Origin of the sequence: Chromobacterium indicum (assembly GCF_039708975.1) — a bacterium.
GTDB classification, from domain to species: Bacteria; Pseudomonadota; Gammaproteobacteria; order Burkholderiales; family Chromobacteriaceae; genus Chromobacterium; species Chromobacterium piscinae.
In genome coordinates, this window is sequence record NZ_JAYFSJ010000008.1 from 268999 (window position 1) to 288871 (window position 19873).

Sequence of the window (19873 nt, forward strand, 5' to 3'; positions counted from 1 at the left end):
GTTTGGCCGGTTGATCCCGCCCAGGCTTGGCCAGGCTGCGGGGCCGGCTTAGAATCCGCCTTCATGAACCAAGCCCAATCGCTTTATCCGCTGATCGAGCAGGCGTTGCTGTGTCCGGTCGTGGACGACAAGCTGGCGCTGGCGGAGCGCTTGCGCCGAGACTGGCGCGGCGGCCTGCTGGTCCGGGAGGCGTCTCCCGCCGCCTATGCCTTGCCGCAGCCTGGCCGGCCGCTGCGCCCCGAGCTGGTGCATCCGGTGCGCGTGTCCAGGCGCAGCCTCGCCACCCGCCATGGACACGGAGCTTTGCTGCATGCGATCGCCCACATCGAGTTCAACGCGGTCAATCTGGCGCTGGATGCCGCCTGGCGTTTCCGCGACATGCCGGATGAGTTCGTCGACGACTGGCTGACGGTGGCGGCGGAGGAGGCCGGGCATTTCCGCCTGCTGCGGGGACGCTTGGCCGATCTGGGTTTCGCCTACGGCGATTTTCCGGCACATGACGGCCTGTGGACCATGTGCCGCAAGACCGATCACGACGCGATGGTCAGGATGGCGCTGGTGCCCAGAGTACTGGAGGCGCGGGGATTGGACGTGACGCCGGGCATCCAGCGCCGGCTGGCGGGCATCGGCGACCACGCCAGCGTCGCGGTGCTGGACGTGATTCTGCGCGACGAGGTCGGCCACGTGATGATAGGCAACCGCTGGTTCGTCCGGTTGTGCCGCGAACGCGGCCTGGAACCGCAAGCCACTTTCCGCGGTCTGTTGGAGCAGCACGCGATGCAACTGCATCCCGGCGACTATAATCTGTCCGCCCGCGCCGAGGCAGGCTTCTTCGCCGACGAGCTGGAAGCGCTGGCGCGGCTGACCGAATCCGTCTCCGACGGCCGTTGAATCTCACCGAAGCAGGTATTCATGATCAAGCTGTTCCAACGCATGCGCGACAATCGCAAGCTGGCCGTCGCCACGCTGCTGCTGTCCACCCTGATATTCATGCTGGCTTCTGCGTTCTGGCGCGGCGGGGCCGCCGAAGGCGCGCTGGCCGCGCTGCTGTGTCCGTTGCTGCTGCTGTTGGCGCTGGCGGGACAGCTAAGTTCGCTATTGGCTCTTTTACAAAAACCACGAAAATGAAACGGCTTTTAAAAACAGCGGCTTAAAGTTGCCGGGATGCGTCAGGCGGGCTTGACGCTGTCCTTTCGGCCGCGCATAATCGCGACCGGATAAAATTCAAAACAGGCTCCGCTATGGTGCGGGGCCTGTCGTTTTTTGCACTTGCGGAGTGTCTGCATAATGGAGCACCAGGTATTCCTGCGTCAGCTGGAAGCCAATGCGCTGCCTGCGTCGGATTTCAATCATCGAGCCCACCTGTACGCAGCCTGGGGTTATCGCCGGGAGTACCCGGCCCCCGAAGCGGCCGCGCGCTGCGCGCATGCGTTGTCGCGTTTCGCGATGGCCAATGGCGCGGCCACCAAGTACAACCATACGCTGACGATGGCGCTGCTGGCCATCGCCTACAGCCGCGTCGAGTCCTGCCCCTCGCTGATGGAGGACTGGCCGGCCTTCCTCGACCGCTGCAGCGATCTGGCCTGCGACGCCCGCGCCGTGCTGGAGCAATACTATTCCGCGGAGCGTCTGCAGACGGACTCCGCGCGCAAGGCCTTCGTCAAGCCGGACAGGGAGCCGCTGCCGGTTTCCTGTCTGCTCAACTGATACACCGAGAATTCCCCACGCAATGATCAAAGCACCCGAACTCTTGCTGCCCGCCGGCACGCTGGACAAGATGCGCGCCGCCTATGATTTCGGCGCCGACGCCGTGTACGCCGGCCAGCCGCGCTACAGCCTGCGCGCCCGCAACAACGACTTCAAGCTGGAAGAGCTGAAGCAAGGCATAGACGAGGCCCACGCGCGCGGCAAGCTCTTCTTCGTCGCCAGCAACATCCTGCCGCACAATAGCAAGATCAAGACCTATATGGCCGACATGGAGCCGGTCATCGCGATGAAGCCGGACGCGCTGATCATGGCCGATCCGGGTCTGATCATGATGGTTCGCGAAAAATGGCCGGAAGTGCCGATCCACCTGTCGGTGCAGGCCAATACCGTCAACTACATGGGCGTCAAGTTCTGGCAGAAGCTGGGCGTGCAGCGCATCATCCTGTCGCGCGAGCTGAGCCTGGACGAGATCGCCGAGATCCGTCAGGAATGCCCGGACATGGAGCTGGAAGTGTTCGTGCACGGCGCCTTGTGCATCGCCTATTCGGGCCGCTGCCTGCTGTCCGGCTACTTCAACCACCGCGATCCGAACCAGGGCACCTGTACCAACGCCTGTCGTTGGGATTACAAGATGCACGATACCGAGGGTGATGCCGCCGGCGACGTGCAGGTGATCCAGTTCGACTTCAACAAGGCGATGGAAGAAGCCAACCAGAGCTTCTCGTCCTGCGGCAGCCAACAGCGCCATCCGCTGGCCGACAAGACCTATCTGATCGAAGAGGGCAGCCGTCCGGGCGAGCTGATGCCCATCATCGAGGACGAGCACGGCACTTACATCATGAACTCCAAGGACCTGCGCGCCGTCGAGCAGGTGGAGAAGCTGGTCAAGATCGGCGTGGACTCGCTGAAGATCGAAGGCCGCACCAAGAGCCTGTACTACGTGGCGCGCGCCGCGCAGGTGTATCGCAAGGCGATCGACGACGCCGTCGCCGGCCGCCCGTTCGACCTCGGCCTGCTGGCCGATCTGGACGGCCTGGCCAACCGCGGCTACACGCCGGGCTTCCTGGAGCGCCATCAGAGCCAGGACTACCAGAACTACCTGACCGGCCATTCCAAGGCCAAGCAGAGCCAATACGTCGGCGACGTGATCGAGGTGGACGCCGATGGCTGGGCGCTGATCGAGGTGAAGAACCGCTTTGGCGTCGGCGACAAGCTGGAGGTGATTCACCCGTCCGGCAACCGCGTGATCGAGCTGGCCGAGATGACCCGCAACGGCGAGCCGGTGCAGGTGGCGCCGGGCAATGGCATGCAAGTGCGCATCCCGGGCCTGGCCGGCTATGACGGCAAGGCGCTGATTACCCGCTTGCTGTAATCTCCGAGCGTCCGCGTCGTATCAAAGAAAGGCTGCCCTTGGCAGCCTTTTTGTTTTACCGGGCGCAGCCTGGCGGCAAGCTGGTGTTGCGCGATTTCCACGCGGCAGGTCGATCATTTGTTTTTTGATGCCAATGTCTTGAATTGCCGGCCGGCAAAGGGCCGCGGGGAGCCGATGCGAGTCTGGCGCCGCCGATTGCAAGGCGGGGCGTGGCCGTCACGCGCTTTTGGTCTGAACGTTTACCTTTTACCTGCTTGCGCGCATTCGGGAATATGGTTAAAAAGTAATGACATAAATGTGAATGCGTTGATTTTATTAAACGCATCAGTGCAGTACGGAGACCAAAGAGAGGAAACGATGATGCCCGCCGCCTGTCGCTGTCCAGTAGACTTCGCGCTTTTCAGCCATCCTTCCCGTCCGTTCGCGGAAGCCCCGCGAGCCGGTCCGCCTTCCCGTCCCTTCCCGCTCAGCTGAATCCATACCATCCGTTTGCCGTTTTACATGCTGTAACGCCGTAATCATTGCGGCCGGGGCCGCAAGGTATATGTTGGCATTATGCCGTCGCGCGTCTGCGGCGGATTGTCAGCGGGCTGACAGCATGGAACGCAGTGATTCGAAGTTCCGCCGCTTGGCGTGGCCGGTCAATATTCGGCATGTCCATATGACGCGCGTCGCCGCGTCGGGATCGCCGCAGGCCGCTCCGGGACGGGGACGTTTATGGTCGTGCCACTTTAGGAAGCCTGTCATGAAGAAGAAACTGGTTCGCAACGCGCTGTATTCGCTGCTGTTGCTGCTGCCGGCCGCCGGCGCGCTGGCGGCGGACAAGGTGCTCAACGTCTACAACTGGTCCGACTACATCGCCAAGACCACCATCCCGGGCTTCGAGAAGCAGACCGGGGTCAAGGTGAAATACGATGTCTACGACAGCGACGACACCTTGCAGGCCAAGATGCTGACCGGCCGCGCCGGCTACGACATCGTGGTGCCCACCTCCAATTTCATGGCCAAGCAGATCGAGGCCGGCATCTACCAGAAGCTGGACAAGTCCAAAATCCCCAATCTGTCGCATCTGGACAAGGCGCTGATGGCCAAGATCGTCGACGCCGATCCCGGCAACGCCCACGGCGTGCCCTGGGCCTACGGCACCGACGGCCTGGGCTACAACTACACCAAGGTCAAGGCGCTGCTGGGAGCCGGCGCGCCGCTGGACAGCTGGGACATCCTGTTCGATCCCAAGTATGTGTCCAAGCTGAAGGGCTGCGGCGTGTCGGTGCTGGACCAGGCCAACGACGTGTTCGCGGTCACGCTGCACCATCTGGGCAAAGATCCGAACAGCAAGAACCCGGCCGACTACCAGGCGGCGTTCGAGGCCCTGAAGAAGATCCGCCCCTACATCACCCAGTTCAACTCTTCCGGCTACATCAACGATCTGGCCAACGGCGACATCTGTCTGGCGCTGGGCTGGTCCGGCGACGTCAACATCGCCAAGCACCGCGCCGCGGAGGCCAAGCGCTCCTATCAACTGGGCTACGTGATCCCCAAGTCCGGCGCGCCGATCTGGTTCGACGTGATGGTGATCCCGAAAGACGCGCCGCATCCGGAGGAGGCGCACAAGTGGATCAACTACATCGAGACGCCCGAGGTGAACGCCGAGATCACCAACGAGGTGTTCTATCCCACCGTCAACGCGGCGGCCCGCAAGTTCGTCAAGCCTGAGATCGCCAACGATCCCACCATCTATCCGCCGGAGCCGGTGATGAAGACGCTGTTCCTGCTCAAGCCGCTGCCGCCGGACATCATGCGGCTGCAGAACCGGCTGTGGACCCAGCTGAAGACCGGCCGCTGAGCCAGCCCTGGGCCGGACAGGCTCCGGCCCGGCCTTTCATCGCATAAGCACAATCGTCCGCCGCCCGGGTGTTCCGGGACGGCCGGACAGCTGTGGAACATCGGCCGCCTATCCTGGCGGACGACGGGCATCGGCGCGCGCGCCGCCGATGGGGATGCAACGCTTTGACGCCGCGGGCGTCGTGGTGCCGCCATGAAACTACCGGATCTGAAACGCTGTCTGCCGACGGGCAGGGGGGCTGCGATAGGCGTGCCTTTCTTGTTCCTGTTCGTCTTTTTCCTGCTGCCCTTCCTGCTGGTGGTGGGCATCAGCTTCTCCCAGCAGCAGCTGGGCATTCCGCCGTACACGCCGCTGGTCAAGTTTGAAAACGACGTGGTCGGCATCGCGCTCAATATCGGCCACTACAAGTTCATGCTGAGCGACGACCTGTACTTCGCCACCTACATCAGCTCGGTGAAGATGGCCTTCGTCTCCACCGTGCTGTGCCTGCTGATCGGCTACCCGATGGCCTACTACATCGCCCGGGCCGAAGGCGCGGCGCGCAACACGCTGATGATGATGGTGATGCTGCCGTTCTGGACCTCCTACCTGATCCGCGTCTACGCCTGGATCGGCATCCTGAAGAACGACGGTTTCCTCAACCAGTTCCTGTTGTGGCTGGGGGTGATAGACAACCCGCTGCACTTGTACCACACCAATTGGGGCGTCTACATCGGCATGGTGTTTTCCTACCTGCCATTCATGATCATGCCCTTGTACGCCCACCTGGTGAAGATGGACCTGACGCTGCTGGAAGCCGCCTACGATCTGGGCGCCAAGCCATGGCGCGCCTTCTGGCAGGTGACCTTGCCCCTATCGAAGAACGGCATCATCGCCGGCAGCCTGCTGGTGTTCATTCCGGCGGTGGGCGAGTACGTGATCCCGGAGCTGCTGGGCGGCTCGGACACGCTGATGATAGGCCGGGTGATGTGGGACGAGTTCTTCAACAATATGGACTGGCCGATGGCCGCCACCGTCACCTGCTGCATGGTAGTGCTGTTGCTGGTGCCGATGGCGCTGTTCCAGCATTACCAAGTCAAGAGCATGGAGGAGGCGCGATGATCAAGCCGAGCAAACCCTTGTCTGTCCTGGTGCTGGGGCTGGGCTACGCCTTCCTCTACTTACCCATCGCGCTGCTGGTGATCTATTCGTTCAACGAATCCAAGCTGGTGACGGTATGGTCCGGCTTCTCCACCAAGTGGTACGCGGCGTTGCTGGACGATGACGAGCTGATCTGCGCCGCCTGGCTCAGCCTGAAGATCGCGCTGATGACGGCCACGGCGTCGGTGGTGATGGGCACCTGGGCCGGCTTCGTGCTGGGGCGCTTCGGCCGCTTCCGGCTGTTCGCGCTGTTCACCGGCATGGTCAACGCGCCGCTGGTGATTCCGGAAGTGATCCAGGGCATCTCGCTGCTGCTGTTGTTCGTGGCGATGGAGCAGAGCTTCGGCTGGCCGGAGGGGCGCGGCGTGTTCACCATCTGGATAGGCCACGTGATGCTGTGCGTGTCCTACGTCACCATCGTAGTGCAGTCGCGGGTGAGGGAATTGAACCTGTCGCTGGAGGAGGCGGCGATGGACCTGGGCGCGCGGCCGCTGAAGGTGTTCTTCGTCATCACGCTGCCCCTGATCTCGCAGGCGCTGGTATCGGGCTGGCTGCTGTCCTTCACGCTGTCGCTGGACGACCTGGTGCTGACCGCCTTCCTGTCCGGCCCGGGCTCCACCACGCTGCCGATGGTGATCTTCTCCCGCGTGCGGCTGGGCCTGAATCCGGAAATGAACGCGCTGGCCACCTTGTTCATCGTGCTGGTGTCGCTGGGCGTGGTGGCGGCCAACATCTATATGAGCGCGATGACGCGCAAGCGGGAAAAGGAGATGCGCTTGGCCTTCGCCAATAGTTGACAACGGCGGGCGATGCGGCCCGGAGCCAGGGCTGCGCCTGCCGTGCCGGGCGGTTGCGGATGGAAACAACGACAAGCAGTGCGGCACAAGGAGAAACGAAGATGAAGAGGTTACTGATCAGCGCGGCGATCGCGGCCCTGCCGGGCATGGCGATGGCCGACGCCAAGGCGGATGAGATCGCCAGGTTGAAGTCGCAGATGCAGAAGCTGCAACAACAGATGGCGGAGCTGCAGAAGGCGGTGGAGGCGGCAACGGCGCCAGTTGGCGCGCAGAAGGAGGCCGCGGTGGCCGGGGGAGAGGACGCCAACACCGAGCTGAAAGAACGGGTGGCGAATATGGAACTGAAGGTGGACAAGCTCAACACCGCATCCACCGACGGGCCGTTGGCCGGCCTCAGCGTCACCGGCTATCTCGACCCCACCTATATCTACAACCGCAACAACAACAGCTCCGGCTTCCAGTTCCTGAACCACCAGAACGTTTACGCCTACAGCAACAGCACTTTCGGCGACGTTTACCTGGACATCAAGAAGACCTTCGGCGTCGGCCCCACCGCGCCCAGCGCCGAGATTTCCATCATGCCCAACCGCGGCAGCGGCAACACCTTGCTGGACGGCGGCAGCGGCAACAACATCATCAACACCGCGGTGATCAACTTCCCGCTGTCCGACACCTGGACCTTCAACGCCGGCCTGATGAACAGCTTCGGCGGCTATGAGGTGCAGCAGTCCAACCAGATGGTGACGCTGACCCACGGCTTGTTGTACGACTTCAGCGACCCGGGCAGCTATGTCGGCGCCGGCTTCAACTGGAGCCACGATGTGTGGGCGTGGAAGTTCCTGCTGGCCAACGAGCAGTACCGGACGCACGCCAACCTGGCCAATACCGGCACCAACCCCGCCAACGGCAATCCGCAGGTGAAGAGCAACAACACGCCCACCTTCACCGCGCGCGTCGATTACACCTGGAGCAGCGCGCTGGATCTGGGCGGCTCGTTCAACGCCGGCCGGCAGACCTTGCTGACTGGCAGCGCCTGCGCGGGAGGATTCGGCTACCAGTGTGCGTCCGCCGATCCTTACTCCAATTACTTCTTCACCGAGGCGGACGCCAGCTACACGCTGGGCGACATCCAGTACAACGCGGAATTGGACTACGGCCAGCAGCAGAAGGCGGCCTGGAACGGCGGCTCCGCGCAGTGGTACGGCGTGTCGCTGCTGGGCCACCGCAAGTGGATGACGGAGTCGCTGGGCAAGATGGGCGCCACGCTGCGCTACGACTACCTGAACAACAGCAAGAACGGCGGCGGCGGAGGCGGCGTGGCATTGGGGGCGGGCGGCTACGACGGCGTCAACGCATTTGGCGTCGACCCGGCCTGCGTGGCCAGCGGCGCCGCCGATTGCAAGGGCGCCAACCGCATGGCGCTGACCGCCGACCTGCTGTTCTTCCCGACCGACCAGTTCACGCTGAAGTTCGAGTACCGGCACGACTGGGCCAGCCAGGCGGTATTCCAGCGCAACGACGGCAGCATGAAGAAGGGCAACGACATGCTGGGCGCGCAGGCGGTTTATACCTTCTAAATGTTTTGCTTCCCGCAGGCAGCGGCGCCGTCCGCTGCCTTTTTATTTGCGCCGCGCTGCGCAAAATGCCTTTATCATTGCCATCTTTCCATGCTGGCCGGCGCGTTCATCCGGCGAAAATAGCCGGCTCATGCCGTATGGGATCAAATGATGGTCGATTCCAGCCGGATCGGGCGAGGCCAAGCATTGCCCGCATCGACGCAGGCGCATACAATCAAACACACATTTTTCAGAAGCGAAGACATTTTTTCGTTTTCGCGGCATTTCGTGGGGCTATCAATGACGATTCATCAACTGATCAACGAACGGGTTCAGGCAGCGCTTGCGGCAGCGGGCGCGCCTGACGCGCCTGCCGTGGTCCAGCCGGCTTCCAAGCCGGAATTCGGCGACTACCAGGCCAACGGCGTAATGGGCGCCGCCAAAGCGCTGAAAACCAATCCGCGCGCTCTGGCCGAAAAGGTCGTCGCCGCGCTGGATCTTGCCGGCATCGCCGACAAGGTGGAAATCGCCGGTCCGGGTTTCATCAATATTCATCTAGCCCCTGAATATCTGGCCCGACGAAGCGAAGCCGCCCTGAAAGACGACAAGCTGGGCATCGCGCCGGTGCAGCCGCTGCGCGTGATGGTGGAGTATTCTTCGCCCAACCTAGCCAAGGAAATGCACGTCGGCCACTTGCGCTCGTCCATCATCGGCGACGCGCTGGCGCGCGTGATGGAATACGTCGGCCACGACGTGGTCCGCGCCAACCACGTAGGCGACTGGGGCACCCAGTTCGGCATGCTGGTGGCCTACCTGGTGGAAACCAGCCACGCGGGCGACGCCGACCTGCAGCTGTCCGATCTGGAAACCTTCTACCGCAATGCCAAGATCCGCTTCGACGAGAGCGAGGACTTCGCCAACACCGCGCGCGATTACGTGGTGAAGCTGCAAGGCGGCGACCAGGAAGTGCTGAAGCTGTGGCGCCAGTTCGTCGATGTATCGCTGAAGCATTGCGAGGAAGTGTACGAGACGCTGAACGTCGGCCTGAAGCGCGAGCACGTGCGCGGTGAATCGTCTTACAACGACGACTTGCCGGTGATCGTCAACGAGCTGCGCGCGGCCGGCCTGCTCACCGAGAGCGACGGCGCCCAGGTGGTGTTCCTGGATGAATTCCGCACCCAGGAAGACAAGCCGATGGGCGTGATCGTCCAGAAGAAGGACGGCGGCTTCATCTACACCACCACCGACATCGGCGCAGTGCGCTATCGCCACCGCGAACTGAAGCTGGATCGCGTGATCTACGTGGTGGACGCGCGCCAGAGCCAGCACTTCGCCCAGATGTTCACCATCTGCCGCAAGGCCGGCTTCGCGCCGGAGGCGATGAAGCTGGAGCATGTCGGCTTCGGCGTGATGATGGGCGACGACGGCAAGCCGTTCAAAACCCGTTCCGGCGGCACCGTCAAGCTGATCGAACTGCTGCACGAGGCGCAGGAACGCGCCTACGCGCTGGTGGCGGAAAAGAACCCGGACCTGTCCGAAGAGCAGAAGCGCGAGGTCGCCAACGCGGTGGGCATCGGCGCGGTGAAATACGCCGACCTGTCCAAGAACCGGATGAGCGATTACATCTTCAACTGGGACACCATGCTGGCCTTCGAAGGCAACACCGCTCCGTATCTGCAGTACGCGTATACCCGCGTGCAGAGCGTGTTCCGCAAGGCCGAGGGCTATGACGCCAACGCCAAGATCGTCATCACAGAGCCGGCCGAGAAACAGCTGGCCGCCGCGCTGGCGCAGTTCGAAGACACGCTGAACGCCGTGGTGGAAGGTTGCTACCCGCACTACCTGTCGCAGTATCTGTACCACATCGCCACGCTGTTCTCGCGCTTCTACGAAGCCTGCCCGATCCTGAAGAGCGAGGGCGAGGTCCGCGCCAGCCGCCTGCAGCTGTCCGCGCTGACCGCCAGGACGCTGCGCGCCGGCCTGGACCTGCTGGGCATCAAGGTGCTGGAATCGATGTAAACGCCGAGGCCATGGCCATCGCGAGAAACCCCGCCGCATCCGGCGGGGTTTTTTCATTGATGGGCGGCAGGGGCGTATTTCCTGAACGGATTGGACCGGAGGCTGTCCATCGTGGGCGGGAGTGCATTTGCTCTACCCGCGCTAATGAAAATCAACCTTGCAAATAATATGAATGCCATCCTGATGAACGCTTCGTTTTCCACCGCCGCGCGCGGCGCCGGCATCGCGCTCTGCCTGTCGCTTCCCGCCGTTTCTCAAGCGGGGCAAGCTCCGGCGCCAAGCGATCCGCAAACCGTGTCGCAGTATCTGAAGCAGGCCAGGGCCAGCCAGCAGCCGGCCAAATTGCTTGGTGAAAGCGAAGAGGGCGGCGTCAAGGTGCGCAGCTACGGTTTCGTGTCGCAGCGCTGGCCTGGCAAGGGCAGCACGCTGGCCAGCGACGCGCCGCAGTGGGAGCACGAATTGAAGCTGGCGTTGCCGCCAGGACGCAAGCCCGGCTCGCCGGTGCTGCTGTATGTTAGCGGCGGCAGCAACCATGCAGAGAAGGGGCCGCAAGCGCCGCGGGATCCGTTGCCGATCGCGGAGTTGGCGCGCGGGTTGGGCATCGCGGTGGCCGAGCTGTATTACGCGCCCAACCAGAGCCTGAAGCTGGACGGACAGCCGGCTGGCCGCGAGGACGCGCTGGTCGCCTACAGCTGGCGCAAGAGCGTGGACCAGCCGGAGGCCGATCGTTTCAGCTCGCTGCATCTGCCGATGACGCAGGCTGCCGTCGCTGCGATGGACGCGATCCAGGCCAGCTTGCCGGATGCGCGCGCCTTCGTGCTGTCGGGCAGCTCCAAGCGCGGCTGGACCAGTTGGCTGGCCGGATTGAACGACGAACGGGTACAGGCCATCGTGCCGGTGGTCGCCGATTTCTGGAACATCCGCGTCAATTTCACTCACGTGTACAACAGCTACGGCAAGCAATGGCCGGTGGCGCTGCGCGATTATGACAGAAACGGCATCACCGGCGAGGTGCTGAACGGCAGCCCCGGCTTCGACGCCTTGCTGCGGTTCGAGGATGTGGTCAATTACCCAAAAAGCATGCCGCGCTTGAAGAAATACATGATTTCCGCGTCCGGGGACGACTTCGCGGTGCCGGACTCCGCCTGGAGCTACCTGCCGATGTTGAAGGGGCCGATGCAGCTGCGCTATCTGCCCAATCAGTCCCATTACGTGGGCAGCAAGCAGGTGGGCGAGGCGCTGAGCCAGTTCATGGGCCGCTGGCTGGCGGGCAAGCCTTTGCCCGAGGCCAGCGTGGAGGGGGACGAGCGCAATGGACGGATCAGCGTGAGCACCCGGGAGCCGGCGGTCCACGCCAGATTATGGCTGGCGCGCAATCCGGACAGCCGCGATTTCCGCCTCCGTTCCGGCATCCGCTATCAGGAGCAGCCGATCGAGGGCAAGTGCCGGCTGGGCGAGTGCCGCTTCGAATTCACGCCGGACGCCGCGCAACCGGGCTGGCAGGCTTATTTCATCGAATTCGAGGGCAAGGACTTCACCTGGACCACGCCGCCGCTGATCTGGCCTGCTCGCTACCCGGACGGCTCAAGCGTGCCTTTCGGCGCGCCGCGCCTGCAACTGGGCGGTTGATCATCCTTTAGCCCAGCCGCAGCAGCCGTTCGCGGATCTGGGAAGTGGCGGGCGACGCCGCCTCCCAGTCCGCGCGCCGGTAGCGGCCATTGTCCAGCAGATCGGCGCCGAAACAATCGCAGCCCAACAGCCGGATCGCTGACGGCAGCGCCGCCTGCGCCTCGGTTAGCAGCGCTTGCTCCTCGTCCAGTTCCAGCGCCGGCAACGCCGCCCAGGCGCTTTCCTCTATCCAGCCCATCTTTCCCAAGCCGGCGATCAAGCGTTGCCGTTTGGGAATCAAGCAGAAAAACATAAAATCCAGCGCCAGCCATTCCTCCGCCTCGGGCAGATAGCGCAGCAGCCGGCGGCGCAGCGCGTCGGAGGCGTCGAAGCGCTCGGCGTCGCCCAGCATGGTCAGCCGGGCGGCCGACTGCGCCGAGTCGCCGTCCGGCGCGAGCAGGGACAGGCTGATGCGCGGATCGGCCAGCAGGTTTTTGCTGTGCTCGGCCAGCGCGCTGACCACGAATACCGGGCGATGATGTTCGTCGCAGAAGAACTGGATGGCGCTGGCGTAGGGATAGCCCGGATAGGCGTGCGACTGGGTGGCCAGCGTGGCGTGGCGGCACTGGTGCAGCAGACTGATGGCGAGGTCGGGTTTCATGGCGCGCAGCGAAGAGGGGACATGCAGTCATTTTAAGCGGCGGGCCGGCTGAAGAAAATGCCCCGCGCAAGGCGGGGCATGGCGGTGCGTGCGATCAGAAGCCGGTGGTTTTGGCGATAAAGGCGTTGAGGTTGGCGATGTTCAGGCTGCCCCACCCGGTGGCGTAGTCCCAGCCTGCCGTGGCCTTGTAGGCGCCGTTGCTGCCGCTGGCCACGTCGCGGTACAGCGACGGGTTGGCCTTGAAGTATTTGTAGATGGCATTGGCCGGCGAAGTCAGCTTGTTGCCATTGGCCGACTGGATGCGGATCCAGAATCCGCTGAACAGCGGCGCGGCCAGGCTGGTGCCGCCTACCTGGTAAGTGCCGCCGGCCACCAGCACCAGCTCGCCGCTGTTTGGGTCGGCGTCGAAGGCGATGTCCGGCACGCCGCGTTTGGTCTTGGACGCGGTCAGCACGCCGGCGGCCGTTTGCCAGGAGGGCGCGGCTTCGGTGGCGCTGGGTCCGCCGCCGCCGCCGCTCCAGGTTTTTTCGCTGCTGTACGTGGTCGCGCCGTTGGTGGAGAGTGTGGTGCCGCCCACCGCGATCACGTAGGGCGAAACCGCCGGATAGCTTTGATAGGCGGTATTGCCGCCGCATTCATAAGAGCCTGAGTCGCCGCTCGAGACGGAAAAGGTCTGGCCGTGCGCGATGGCGGCCTGCAGCATCTGGTCTACGCTGGCGGTCATGCCGGAAGCTTTCGCGCCCAGCTCGCATTCGCCCAGCGACACATTGATCACTTTGGCGCTGTTGGCGGCCACCGCCGCGTTGATGGCCGCGGCGATGTCGGCGTTGTTCATCGTCGGCGCGACGTAAAACTGCAGCTGCCTCAGCGCGCCGCCGCTGGCGGCGAGCATGGTCTGGCTGTCCAAGTTCCATTCCAGAATGCCCGAAGTGTCGGAACTGGGAGCGCCGGCGTTGACGATGGCCACGCTGGGCGCGGCGAAGCCCGCGCTCCTAGCGTAACTGTTCAGGTCCGCAACCGTCTGGTTCAGGTTGCCCTCGGCGATGATGCCGGCCACGCCGTTCTTGGCAGCGGGGAGGCTGGCGGCGTTGTAAATGGAGGCGAAGTCGGCCGGTTTGTGGGCGATGATGCCGGAGGCGGCCTTGCTGACGCTTTGGGCGTGGAAGGCGGCATGGAATTGGTGGGCGCTCTGCAAGCCATGCACCGCCAGCACGATGCCGGCCAGGCTCGCCGGCACCTGGGCATCCTGCGTATTGGCCACCGCCTGGCGGCCATTGACGTTGTATCGGCGCAGCTTGGTCTGGAAGGCGCCGTAAACGGTGGCGGCGCTACCATCGGCGGTAAGCAGCAGGTTATTGGAGGAAACGGCGATATTGCGGAAGCCGTTTTGCCGTAGATGGTTGACCACCTGTTGCACCTGGGCCTGGGGGGGCGCGTATTGGGCGATGAACTGGGCATCGGTGATCGGCTGCCCTTGTCCGGCCTGGATGCTGTCGGTCAGCGCGTCCAGCGCGGCCTTGTTGCGCACGGCCAAGCTGACAGCAATATGGACCAGCTCGCCGCCAGCGACTTCTCCCGCGTCGCGGGCTTCCGGGATCAACTGCTGGGTGGGATGCGCCTGGGTGCCGGTGCTGACCCAGCCGGAGGCGCTCGCCGCCAGACTGAACAGGCCAAGAAACAGGGACAGAGTCGGTTTGCCAGCCCGCATGCCATTTCTCCTGAAAAGCGGCGCCGTGAGCGGTGAGGGTTGCATCCGTGCGCACGTTTTTCCGTGATAGCGGGTCTGTCCTAGTTTGTAAAGTATTTACTCTTCAATTGCCCGGTTGATTTGTAATTGCATGATTTGAATAGGTTTGTCATCGCTGAGTGGCGTGGATTGAGCCGCGCCAAAACGGAAAAAGCCCCGGTTGCCCGGGGCTTTTCTTTTGCCTGATGCCTTCTTAGAAGCCGGAGTGGCTGTTGATGAAGGTATTCAGGTTGGCGACGTTCAGACTGCCCCAGCCGGTGGCGTAATCCCAGCTGGCGGTGGCTTTGTAGCCGCCGTTGTTGCCGCTGGTGACGTCGTGATACAGCGACGGGTTGGCCTTGAAGTACTGATAGATGGCCGGGTTCGGCGATACCAGGCTATTGCCGTGCGCGGACTGGATGCGGGCCCAGAAACCGGTGAACAGCGGAGCGGCCAGGCTGGTGCCGCCGATTTGCTGATTGCTGCCGTTCACGACGACCAGCGCGCCGCTGTTCGGATCCGCGTCGAAGGACACGTCCGGCACGCCGCGCTTGGTCTTGGACGTGGTCAGCACGCCGGCCTTGGTTTGCCAAGACGGAGCCGCTTCGATGACGCTCGGGCCGCCGCCGCCGCCGTTCCATACGGATTCCGACGAGTACTTGGTGCCGCTGGTGCTCAGCGTGGTGCCGCCGATGGCGATCACGTAGGGCGAAGTCGCCGGGTAGCTCTGGCCCGAGGTGCTGCCGCATTCGGCGGAGCCGGAGTCGCCGGTGGAAACCGAGAAGGTCTGGCCCTGAGCCACCGCGGTCTGGAAGATCTGATCGTCGGAGGCGACGGTGCCATCGCTTTGCGCGTCGCGTTCGCATTCGCCTAGCGACACGTTGATCACCTTGGCCGAGCCGTCGCTGACTGCCGAGTTGTAGGCGGCGGTGATGTCGGCGTTGGTCATCGAGGTGGCGACATAGAAATTCATCTGCTGCAGCGCGCCGCCTGCGGCGGCCAGGATGTCCTGGCTGTCCAGGTTCCATTCGCCTACGCCATCGGTGTCGGACGAAGCGTCGCCAGCATTGATCACGTTGGTTTGCACGTAGCTGTAACCGGCGGCGTCTTCAAACTGCTGCAGATCTTGCAAGGTTTGGGTCAGGTCGCCTTCCGAGATGATGCCCACGGTGGTGTTGCTGGCGGCCGGCAGGCTGCTGGCGTTGTAGATCAGCGGGAAGTCGGTCGGTTTGTGGCCGGTGACGCTGTTGGTCTTGGCGGAGGCCAGGGTCTTCACGCCGCTCTTCTGCAGGGTGGTGTGGAAGGTGTGGACGTTCTGCAGGCCATGAACGGCCAGCACGGTGTCGCCCAGCGACTGCGGAACCTGGGCGGCGGTCACGTTGGCGAAGGCCGAGCGGCCGTTGACGCTGAAGTGGTGCAGGGTGGCGTTGAACGCGGTCTTGGCGGTGGCGGCGCTGCCGTCAGCGGTGACCAGCATGCGGTTCGGAGCCACCTTGATGTTGCGGAAGCCGTTCTTCTGCAGGTGGGCCACCACCTTTTGCACCTGAGCCTGGGTCGGCGCGTACTGAGCCATGAAGTCTGCGTGGCTCAGGGTCTTGTGGCTGGTGCCGGCGAGCAGACTGTCGGTCAGCGTGTTCAGTTGAGCCTTGTTGCGCAGCTTCAGGGTCACGGCTACATGCACCGATTGGCCGGCAGCGAGTTCGCCGACGCTCTTGGCGGCGACGGCGCTGGTCAGGGTGGAGACCAGCGGGTGGGCTTGGGTCGCGGTGTTGACCCAGGCTTCTCCTGCTTGGGCGCCGGCGGCGAATACGCCGGCAACGATCAGTGCTATAGCGTGCTGTTTTGCAAACATGCAGTTTCTCCTCTTGCGGTTTAAATACAGGAAAAAACGATATGTCTTTTCCTGATAGCGGCAGGGCTTGTATTGCGAATTGTGTTCGCGCCCTTGGCCTGTGCTTGCCTCTGAATTGTTCGAGGCATGTCGTAATTTCATACGACTATTCCGCAATAGGTCATTCAAGATAAAAATGCCAAATGGATTTAATAGAAATTCATACTTTGAAATGATACTTAATCAAATTTGCAAACATTTACCCTTTTTGGAAGTCGTTGAATGCTGATGAATGACGAAATAGAGCATTTGTACTATTCGTCCGTTTTTTGGATTCCACCATTACTCATGGCTGTGATGAGTTTTTGTGAATCAAATAAGAAGCGGCTGTCAGGCACGGAATGTGAGTGGCACAACATAAAGATGAATGCACTGCATAAATGCAACAAATTAGACATCATTTATGCGTGTTGAAAAGTATTTCTCAATTTGTCTTTGTGACGGACTGTGACATACCAAGTGCATGAATGCTGAAATTATTACTGGTTTGTTTGATTTCTTTGTGACGATTTGTGATTCGTCTGAATGTGTTTGTTTGCTTTCTTTTTGAGGTGATAGACAAAAGTAAATGGCTGTTGACGTTAGTCATTACAAACTTTCACACTCGAATTGCCTTTACTTGGCACGACAAATAGATAAGACGGCCGCCCACGAGGCGGCGGGCAGTACCTCTACATGGGATTTGGAGAAATGATGAACTACAAGAGAAAAGCGCTTGCGGTGGCGCTGTCGCTGATCGGCAGCGTCAGCTACGTTTCATTCGCGCATGCGGACACGTCGGACGACAGCGCAGGTACTCTCGACCGGGTTGAGATCACCGGTTCCAACATCAAGCGCTCTATCAAGCAGGAACAGGCGATCCCGATGACCATCGTCAAGACCGAGGACCTTGCCAAGCAAGGGATGACCACGGTCGAGCAGGTGGTGAACAGCTTAGCGTCCAACCAATCCAGCCATGGTGCCACCGCAGCTGTGGGCGCGAGCACTGGCGGTGCCTCTTATGCCAGCCTTCGCGGCCTGGGCGCGCAATATACGCTGGTTCTGCTGGATGGCCGCCGTATCGTCAACCAGCCGATGGACGGCTACGCGGTCGACTTGAACGCCATTCCGCTGTCCGTCATTGACCGCGTGGAAGTGGTGCGCGACGGCGCGTCCGCGATCTATGGAACGGATGCCATCGGCGGCGTGATCAACTTCATTACCAAGAAGTCGGCTCAGGGCCTTTCTATCGGGGGCAACTTCGTAGAGCCACAGCGTTCCGGAGGCAAGGAAAAACAGGTTTCCATTTCCTACGGCTATGGCAATTTGGCGAAAGATGGCTACAACATCTATGGCGCATTCGACTACCACAAGATCGACCCGATTTACGCGAAAGACCGCGATTTTGCTACGAATATCACCCAATACACTAAGCTGAGCCCGAACTCCTTCCCCGCAAACTATCAGAATGCTGCCGGCAGCGTGGTTGTCGCGTCTTCCTATCCGAATTGCGCGCCGCCGTATTCGGTGCCGGTGGTGGATGCAAAAGGCCACAAGTACTGCGGAGAGGTGGCGTCGCTGTATCCAGGTATCACTCCTGAAATCGAGCAGAAATCCGGTTTCTTGAAGGGCACGCTGAATCTCGGCGAACATCAGTTGTCAGCGCAGTACATGATTACCCAGACGGACAACAAGACCTGGATCGCTCCGCTGCCGCTTGGGGGGCAGGTCACGTCCCCGACGGCTCCCGGTCAGAGCCCCGCAGCAGGGCCATTCCCGGTTCAAGGCCGCGCCGTGCCGTTGGGGGATCGGGTGGACAGAAGTATTGCGACAACCCAGCGCTTGCAACTGAATCTGGAAGGGCTGCTCGCCGGTTGGGACTACCGCGCGGGCGTGGGTCACTCTCAAAGTATCGTAACGCATGATCTGGTATCGGGTTACATCAGCGGGAGCGCACTGCAAAATGCCTTAAACAATGGCTTTGATCCGAATAATCCGAGTGCTGCTGCTTGGGGGCAGTACTCGGTTGTCGGTCAGATCGAAAATGCCAAGTCCACGCTGGATATGGCCGACTTCAAGATCAGCAAGGAAATATGGCAGTTGCCTGCCGGCATGCTGGCTGCGGCGTTGGGTGTGGAAGGACGGCATGAGACGATCTCTCACAATTACAATGCGCTGGCGACTGATGCGCTGAGCACCGGCCTGAATCAGACCACTTCTGCCAGCGGTAGCCGCAGCGCCCAAGCGGTATATGGGGAGATGGACATCCCGGTGATCCAGCACCTGGATGCAAACCTGGCGGTCCGTTACGACAAGTACAGTGATTCCGGCAGCTCGGTGAATCCCAAGGTTTCGGTGAAATACCAGCCGACGCCGCAGGTGATGTTCCGCTCTTCGGCCAGCACTGGCTTCCGCGCGCCTACCTTGTTCGACATCAACCAGCCGACCCAAACCCAGCTGACCGGTGATTTTTATTACAACCCAATCAGCTGCCCGAATGGTGTTGGTACTAATTGCAGTAAACAGCAGCAAAACCTGGTAACTGGCGGCAACAAGAACTTGCAGCCCGAGAAGTCGTCTTCGCTGTCGTTTGGGGTGGTGTTGGAGCCGATCAAATCGGTCACCTTGAGCGCCGACCTGTGGTGGACCATGGTCAAAAACAGCATTGGTACGCTGGACGAGTCTGTTATCTACCTTAACCCGGCTAAGTACGCCAATCTGTTCAGCCCGAGCACGGTGACCCCGGGGACGGTGAATGCCACCGCCACCACCGCCAATCTGGGTAATACCAGCGTCTCCGGTCTGGATGTCAGCTTCTCCTACGCGCTGCCGAAGAGTTCGCTCGGCGACTTCGTGGTATCGCTGGATGGCACCTACATTAGCAAGTACAGCTTGCAGCTTGAACCGCAAGGTCAGTATTTCGACAATGCAGGCCGCTATTTCAACGGCAGCCCGGTATTCCGTTGGCAGCACAACCTGTCGTTGAATTGGTCCCGCGGTGATTGGAGCGCCATCCTGGCGGAGGACTACAAGTCCGGTTATACGGATGCCATGGACAATCATATGGTCAAGCCTTACTCGACTTGGAACTTGTCCGGCACCTACACCTGGAACAAGAAGCTGAGCGTAACCGCCGGCGTGCGCAACCTGTTTGATCAGCTGCCGCCGTGGTCCAACCAGAGCTACACCACTCCGCAAGGTTACGACCCGCGTTTTGCCGACGCGACCGGCCGAGCCTACTTCCTGAAGGCCAACTACAAGATGTAAGCCGCTGGGCATGCGGCCCCAGGCGCCGTCAGGCGCCTGGGGTGATTACGGATTGCGGCCAGTCCGTTACGGGAGTTCACTTTGTGTTGTCGGGGCCGGCGGCTAGCCGGCTTCCAGTCCGCAAGCGCATGCAAGCAGGGAAGGTAATCGCAATGAGCAGTGTTTCCATCAAACGCAGCAGCGGGATGCTTAGCCGCCGCTCGGCAGGCTTGGCGGGCGTCGTCGTATTCCATGCCGCGCTGATCTACGCGCTGGTGACAGGCCTGGCCCAGGGGGTGGTCAAGGTGATCCAGCAGAAAGTGGA

14 protein-coding genes are annotated in these 19873 nt (G+C 61.9%); 11 read left to right on the top strand and 3 right to left on the bottom strand.

Annotated elements, in window-relative coordinates; translation table 11 throughout:
* Positions 1–63 precede the first annotated feature (63 nt).
* The 10 genes from VA599_RS13145 (at position 64) to VA599_RS13190 (ending at position 12066) form a co-directional block, all read left to right on the top strand.
* Positions 64–891, top strand: coding sequence for a ferritin-like domain-containing protein (locus tag VA599_RS13145; protein WP_346788926.1), 828 nt, complete (start codon positions 64–66; stop codon positions 889–891).
* A gap of 21 nt (positions 892–912) precedes the next feature.
* On the top strand, positions 913–1128 hold the full coding sequence (locus tag VA599_RS13150; protein ID WP_021477934.1) for a hypothetical protein: 216 nt from the start codon (positions 913–915) through the stop codon (positions 1126–1128).
* Positions 1129–1287: 159 nt separating this feature from the next.
* The gene (locus tag VA599_RS13155) at positions 1288–1707 is read left to right on the top strand and encodes a hypothetical protein (RefSeq protein ID WP_021477935.1); all 420 of its coding nucleotides are present in this window, start codon (positions 1288–1290) and stop codon (positions 1705–1707) included.
* A gap of 25 nt (positions 1708–1732) precedes the next feature.
* Positions 1733–3079 (top strand): prephenate-dependent tRNA uridine(34) hydroxylase TrhP, encoded by a 1347-nt coding sequence (trhP, locus tag VA599_RS13160; protein ID WP_346788938.1) that lies wholly within the window; start codon positions 1733–1735, stop codon positions 3077–3079.
* A gap of 745 nt (positions 3080–3824) precedes the next feature.
* Positions 3825–4925 (top strand): polyamine ABC transporter substrate-binding protein, encoded by a 1101-nt coding sequence (locus VA599_RS13165; protein ID WP_021477937.1) that lies wholly within the window; start codon positions 3825–3827, stop codon positions 4923–4925.
* A gap of 192 nt (positions 4926–5117) precedes the next feature.
* Complete coding sequence (locus VA599_RS13170) at positions 5118–6026, top strand: ABC transporter permease subunit (RefSeq protein WP_021477938.1); 909 nt, start codon at positions 5118–5120, stop codon at positions 6024–6026.
* On the top strand, positions 6023–6862 hold the full coding sequence (locus tag VA599_RS13175) for an ABC transporter permease subunit (RefSeq protein ID WP_346788928.1): 840 nt from the start codon (positions 6023–6025) through the stop codon (positions 6860–6862). The genes VA599_RS13170 and VA599_RS13175 overlap by 4 nt, the downstream gene beginning before the upstream one ends.
* A gap of 101 nt (positions 6863–6963) precedes the next feature.
* Positions 6964–8439, top strand: a complete 1476-nt coding sequence (locus VA599_RS13180) for a DUF3138 family protein (RefSeq protein ID WP_346788929.1) — start codon at positions 6964–6966, stop codon at positions 8437–8439.
* Between the two features lie 279 nt (positions 8440–8718).
* Positions 8719–10437 (top strand): arginine--tRNA ligase, encoded by a 1719-nt coding sequence (argS, locus tag VA599_RS13185; RefSeq protein ID WP_346788930.1) that lies wholly within the window; start codon positions 8719–8721, stop codon positions 10435–10437.
* 168 nt (positions 10438–10605) lie between these two features.
* A complete protein-coding gene (locus VA599_RS13190; protein WP_346788931.1) occupies positions 10606–12066 on the top strand; it encodes a PhoPQ-activated pathogenicity-related family protein in 1461 nt (486 codons plus the stop codon).
* 7 nt (positions 12067–12073) lie between these two features.
* Here the strand turns inward: VA599_RS13190 and VA599_RS13195 are convergent, their stop codons facing one another.
* The 3 genes from VA599_RS13195 to VA599_RS13205 form a co-directional block, all read right to left on the bottom strand.
* Positions 12074–12706 carry a pyridoxamine 5'-phosphate oxidase family protein gene (locus VA599_RS13195; protein ID WP_346788932.1) on the bottom strand — a complete coding sequence of 211 codons (633 nt, stop codon included), beginning with the start codon at positions 12704–12706 and terminating at the stop codon, positions 12074–12076.
* Between the two features lie 94 nt (positions 12707–12800).
* Entirely contained in the window at positions 12801–14414 is a 1614-nt protein-coding gene (locus VA599_RS13200) for a S53 family peptidase (RefSeq protein ID WP_346788934.1), read from the bottom strand.
* 232 nt (positions 14415–14646) lie between these two features.
* The gene (locus VA599_RS13205; RefSeq protein ID WP_346788935.1) at positions 14647–16284 is read right to left on the bottom strand and encodes a S53 family peptidase; all 1638 of its coding nucleotides are present in this window, start codon (positions 16282–16284) and stop codon (positions 14647–14649) included.
* A 729-nt stretch (positions 16285–17013) separates the two neighbouring features.
* Between VA599_RS13205 and VA599_RS13210 the strand changes: the two genes are divergently transcribed.
* A complete protein-coding gene (locus tag VA599_RS13210) occupies positions 17014–19569 on the top strand; it encodes a TonB-dependent receptor (protein WP_346788936.1) in 2556 nt (851 codons plus the stop codon).
* Positions 19570–19873 lie beyond the last annotated feature (304 nt).

What these genes read in the sequence shown, in the direction of transcription:
- VA599_RS13175 (WP_346788928.1), top strand. Translation starts at nt 6,023, where the DNA reads ATGATCAAGCCGAGCAAACCCTTGTCTGTCCTGGTGCTGGGGCTGGGC.
- VA599_RS13180 (WP_346788929.1), top strand. Translation starts at nt 6,964, where the DNA reads ATGAAGAGGTTACTGATCAGCGCGGCGATCGCGGCCCTGCCGGGCATG.
- VA599_RS13210 (WP_346788936.1), top strand. Translation starts at nt 17,014, where the DNA reads ATGATGAACTACAAGAGAAAAGCGCTTGCGGTGGCGCTGTCGCTGATC.
- argS (WP_346788930.1), top strand. Translation starts at nt 8,719, where the DNA reads ATGACGATTCATCAACTGATCAACGAACGGGTTCAGGCAGCGCTTGCG.
- VA599_RS13200 (WP_346788934.1), bottom strand. Translation starts at nt 14,414, where the DNA reads ATGCGGGCTGGCAAACCGACTCTGTCCCTGTTTCTTGGCCTGTTCAGT.
- VA599_RS13195 (WP_346788932.1), bottom strand. Translation starts at nt 12,706, where the DNA reads ATGAAACCCGACCTCGCCATCAGTCTGCTGCACCAGTGCCGCCACGCC.
- VA599_RS13150 (WP_021477934.1), top strand. Translation starts at nt 913, where the DNA reads ATGATCAAGCTGTTCCAACGCATGCGCGACAATCGCAAGCTGGCCGTC.
- VA599_RS13145 (WP_346788926.1), top strand. Translation starts at nt 64, where the DNA reads ATGAACCAAGCCCAATCGCTTTATCCGCTGATCGAGCAGGCGTTGCTG.
- VA599_RS13205 (WP_346788935.1), bottom strand. Translation starts at nt 16,284, where the DNA reads ATGTTTGCAAAACAGCACGCTATAGCACTGATCGTTGCCGGCGTATTC.
- VA599_RS13190 (WP_346788931.1), top strand. Translation starts at nt 10,606, where the DNA reads ATGAATGCCATCCTGATGAACGCTTCGTTTTCCACCGCCGCGCGCGGC.
- VA599_RS13165 (WP_021477937.1), top strand. Translation starts at nt 3,825, where the DNA reads ATGAAGAAGAAACTGGTTCGCAACGCGCTGTATTCGCTGCTGTTGCTG.
- VA599_RS13155 (WP_021477935.1), top strand. Translation starts at nt 1,288, where the DNA reads ATGGAGCACCAGGTATTCCTGCGTCAGCTGGAAGCCAATGCGCTGCCT.
- VA599_RS13170 (WP_021477938.1), top strand. Translation starts at nt 5,118, where the DNA reads ATGAAACTACCGGATCTGAAACGCTGTCTGCCGACGGGCAGGGGGGCT.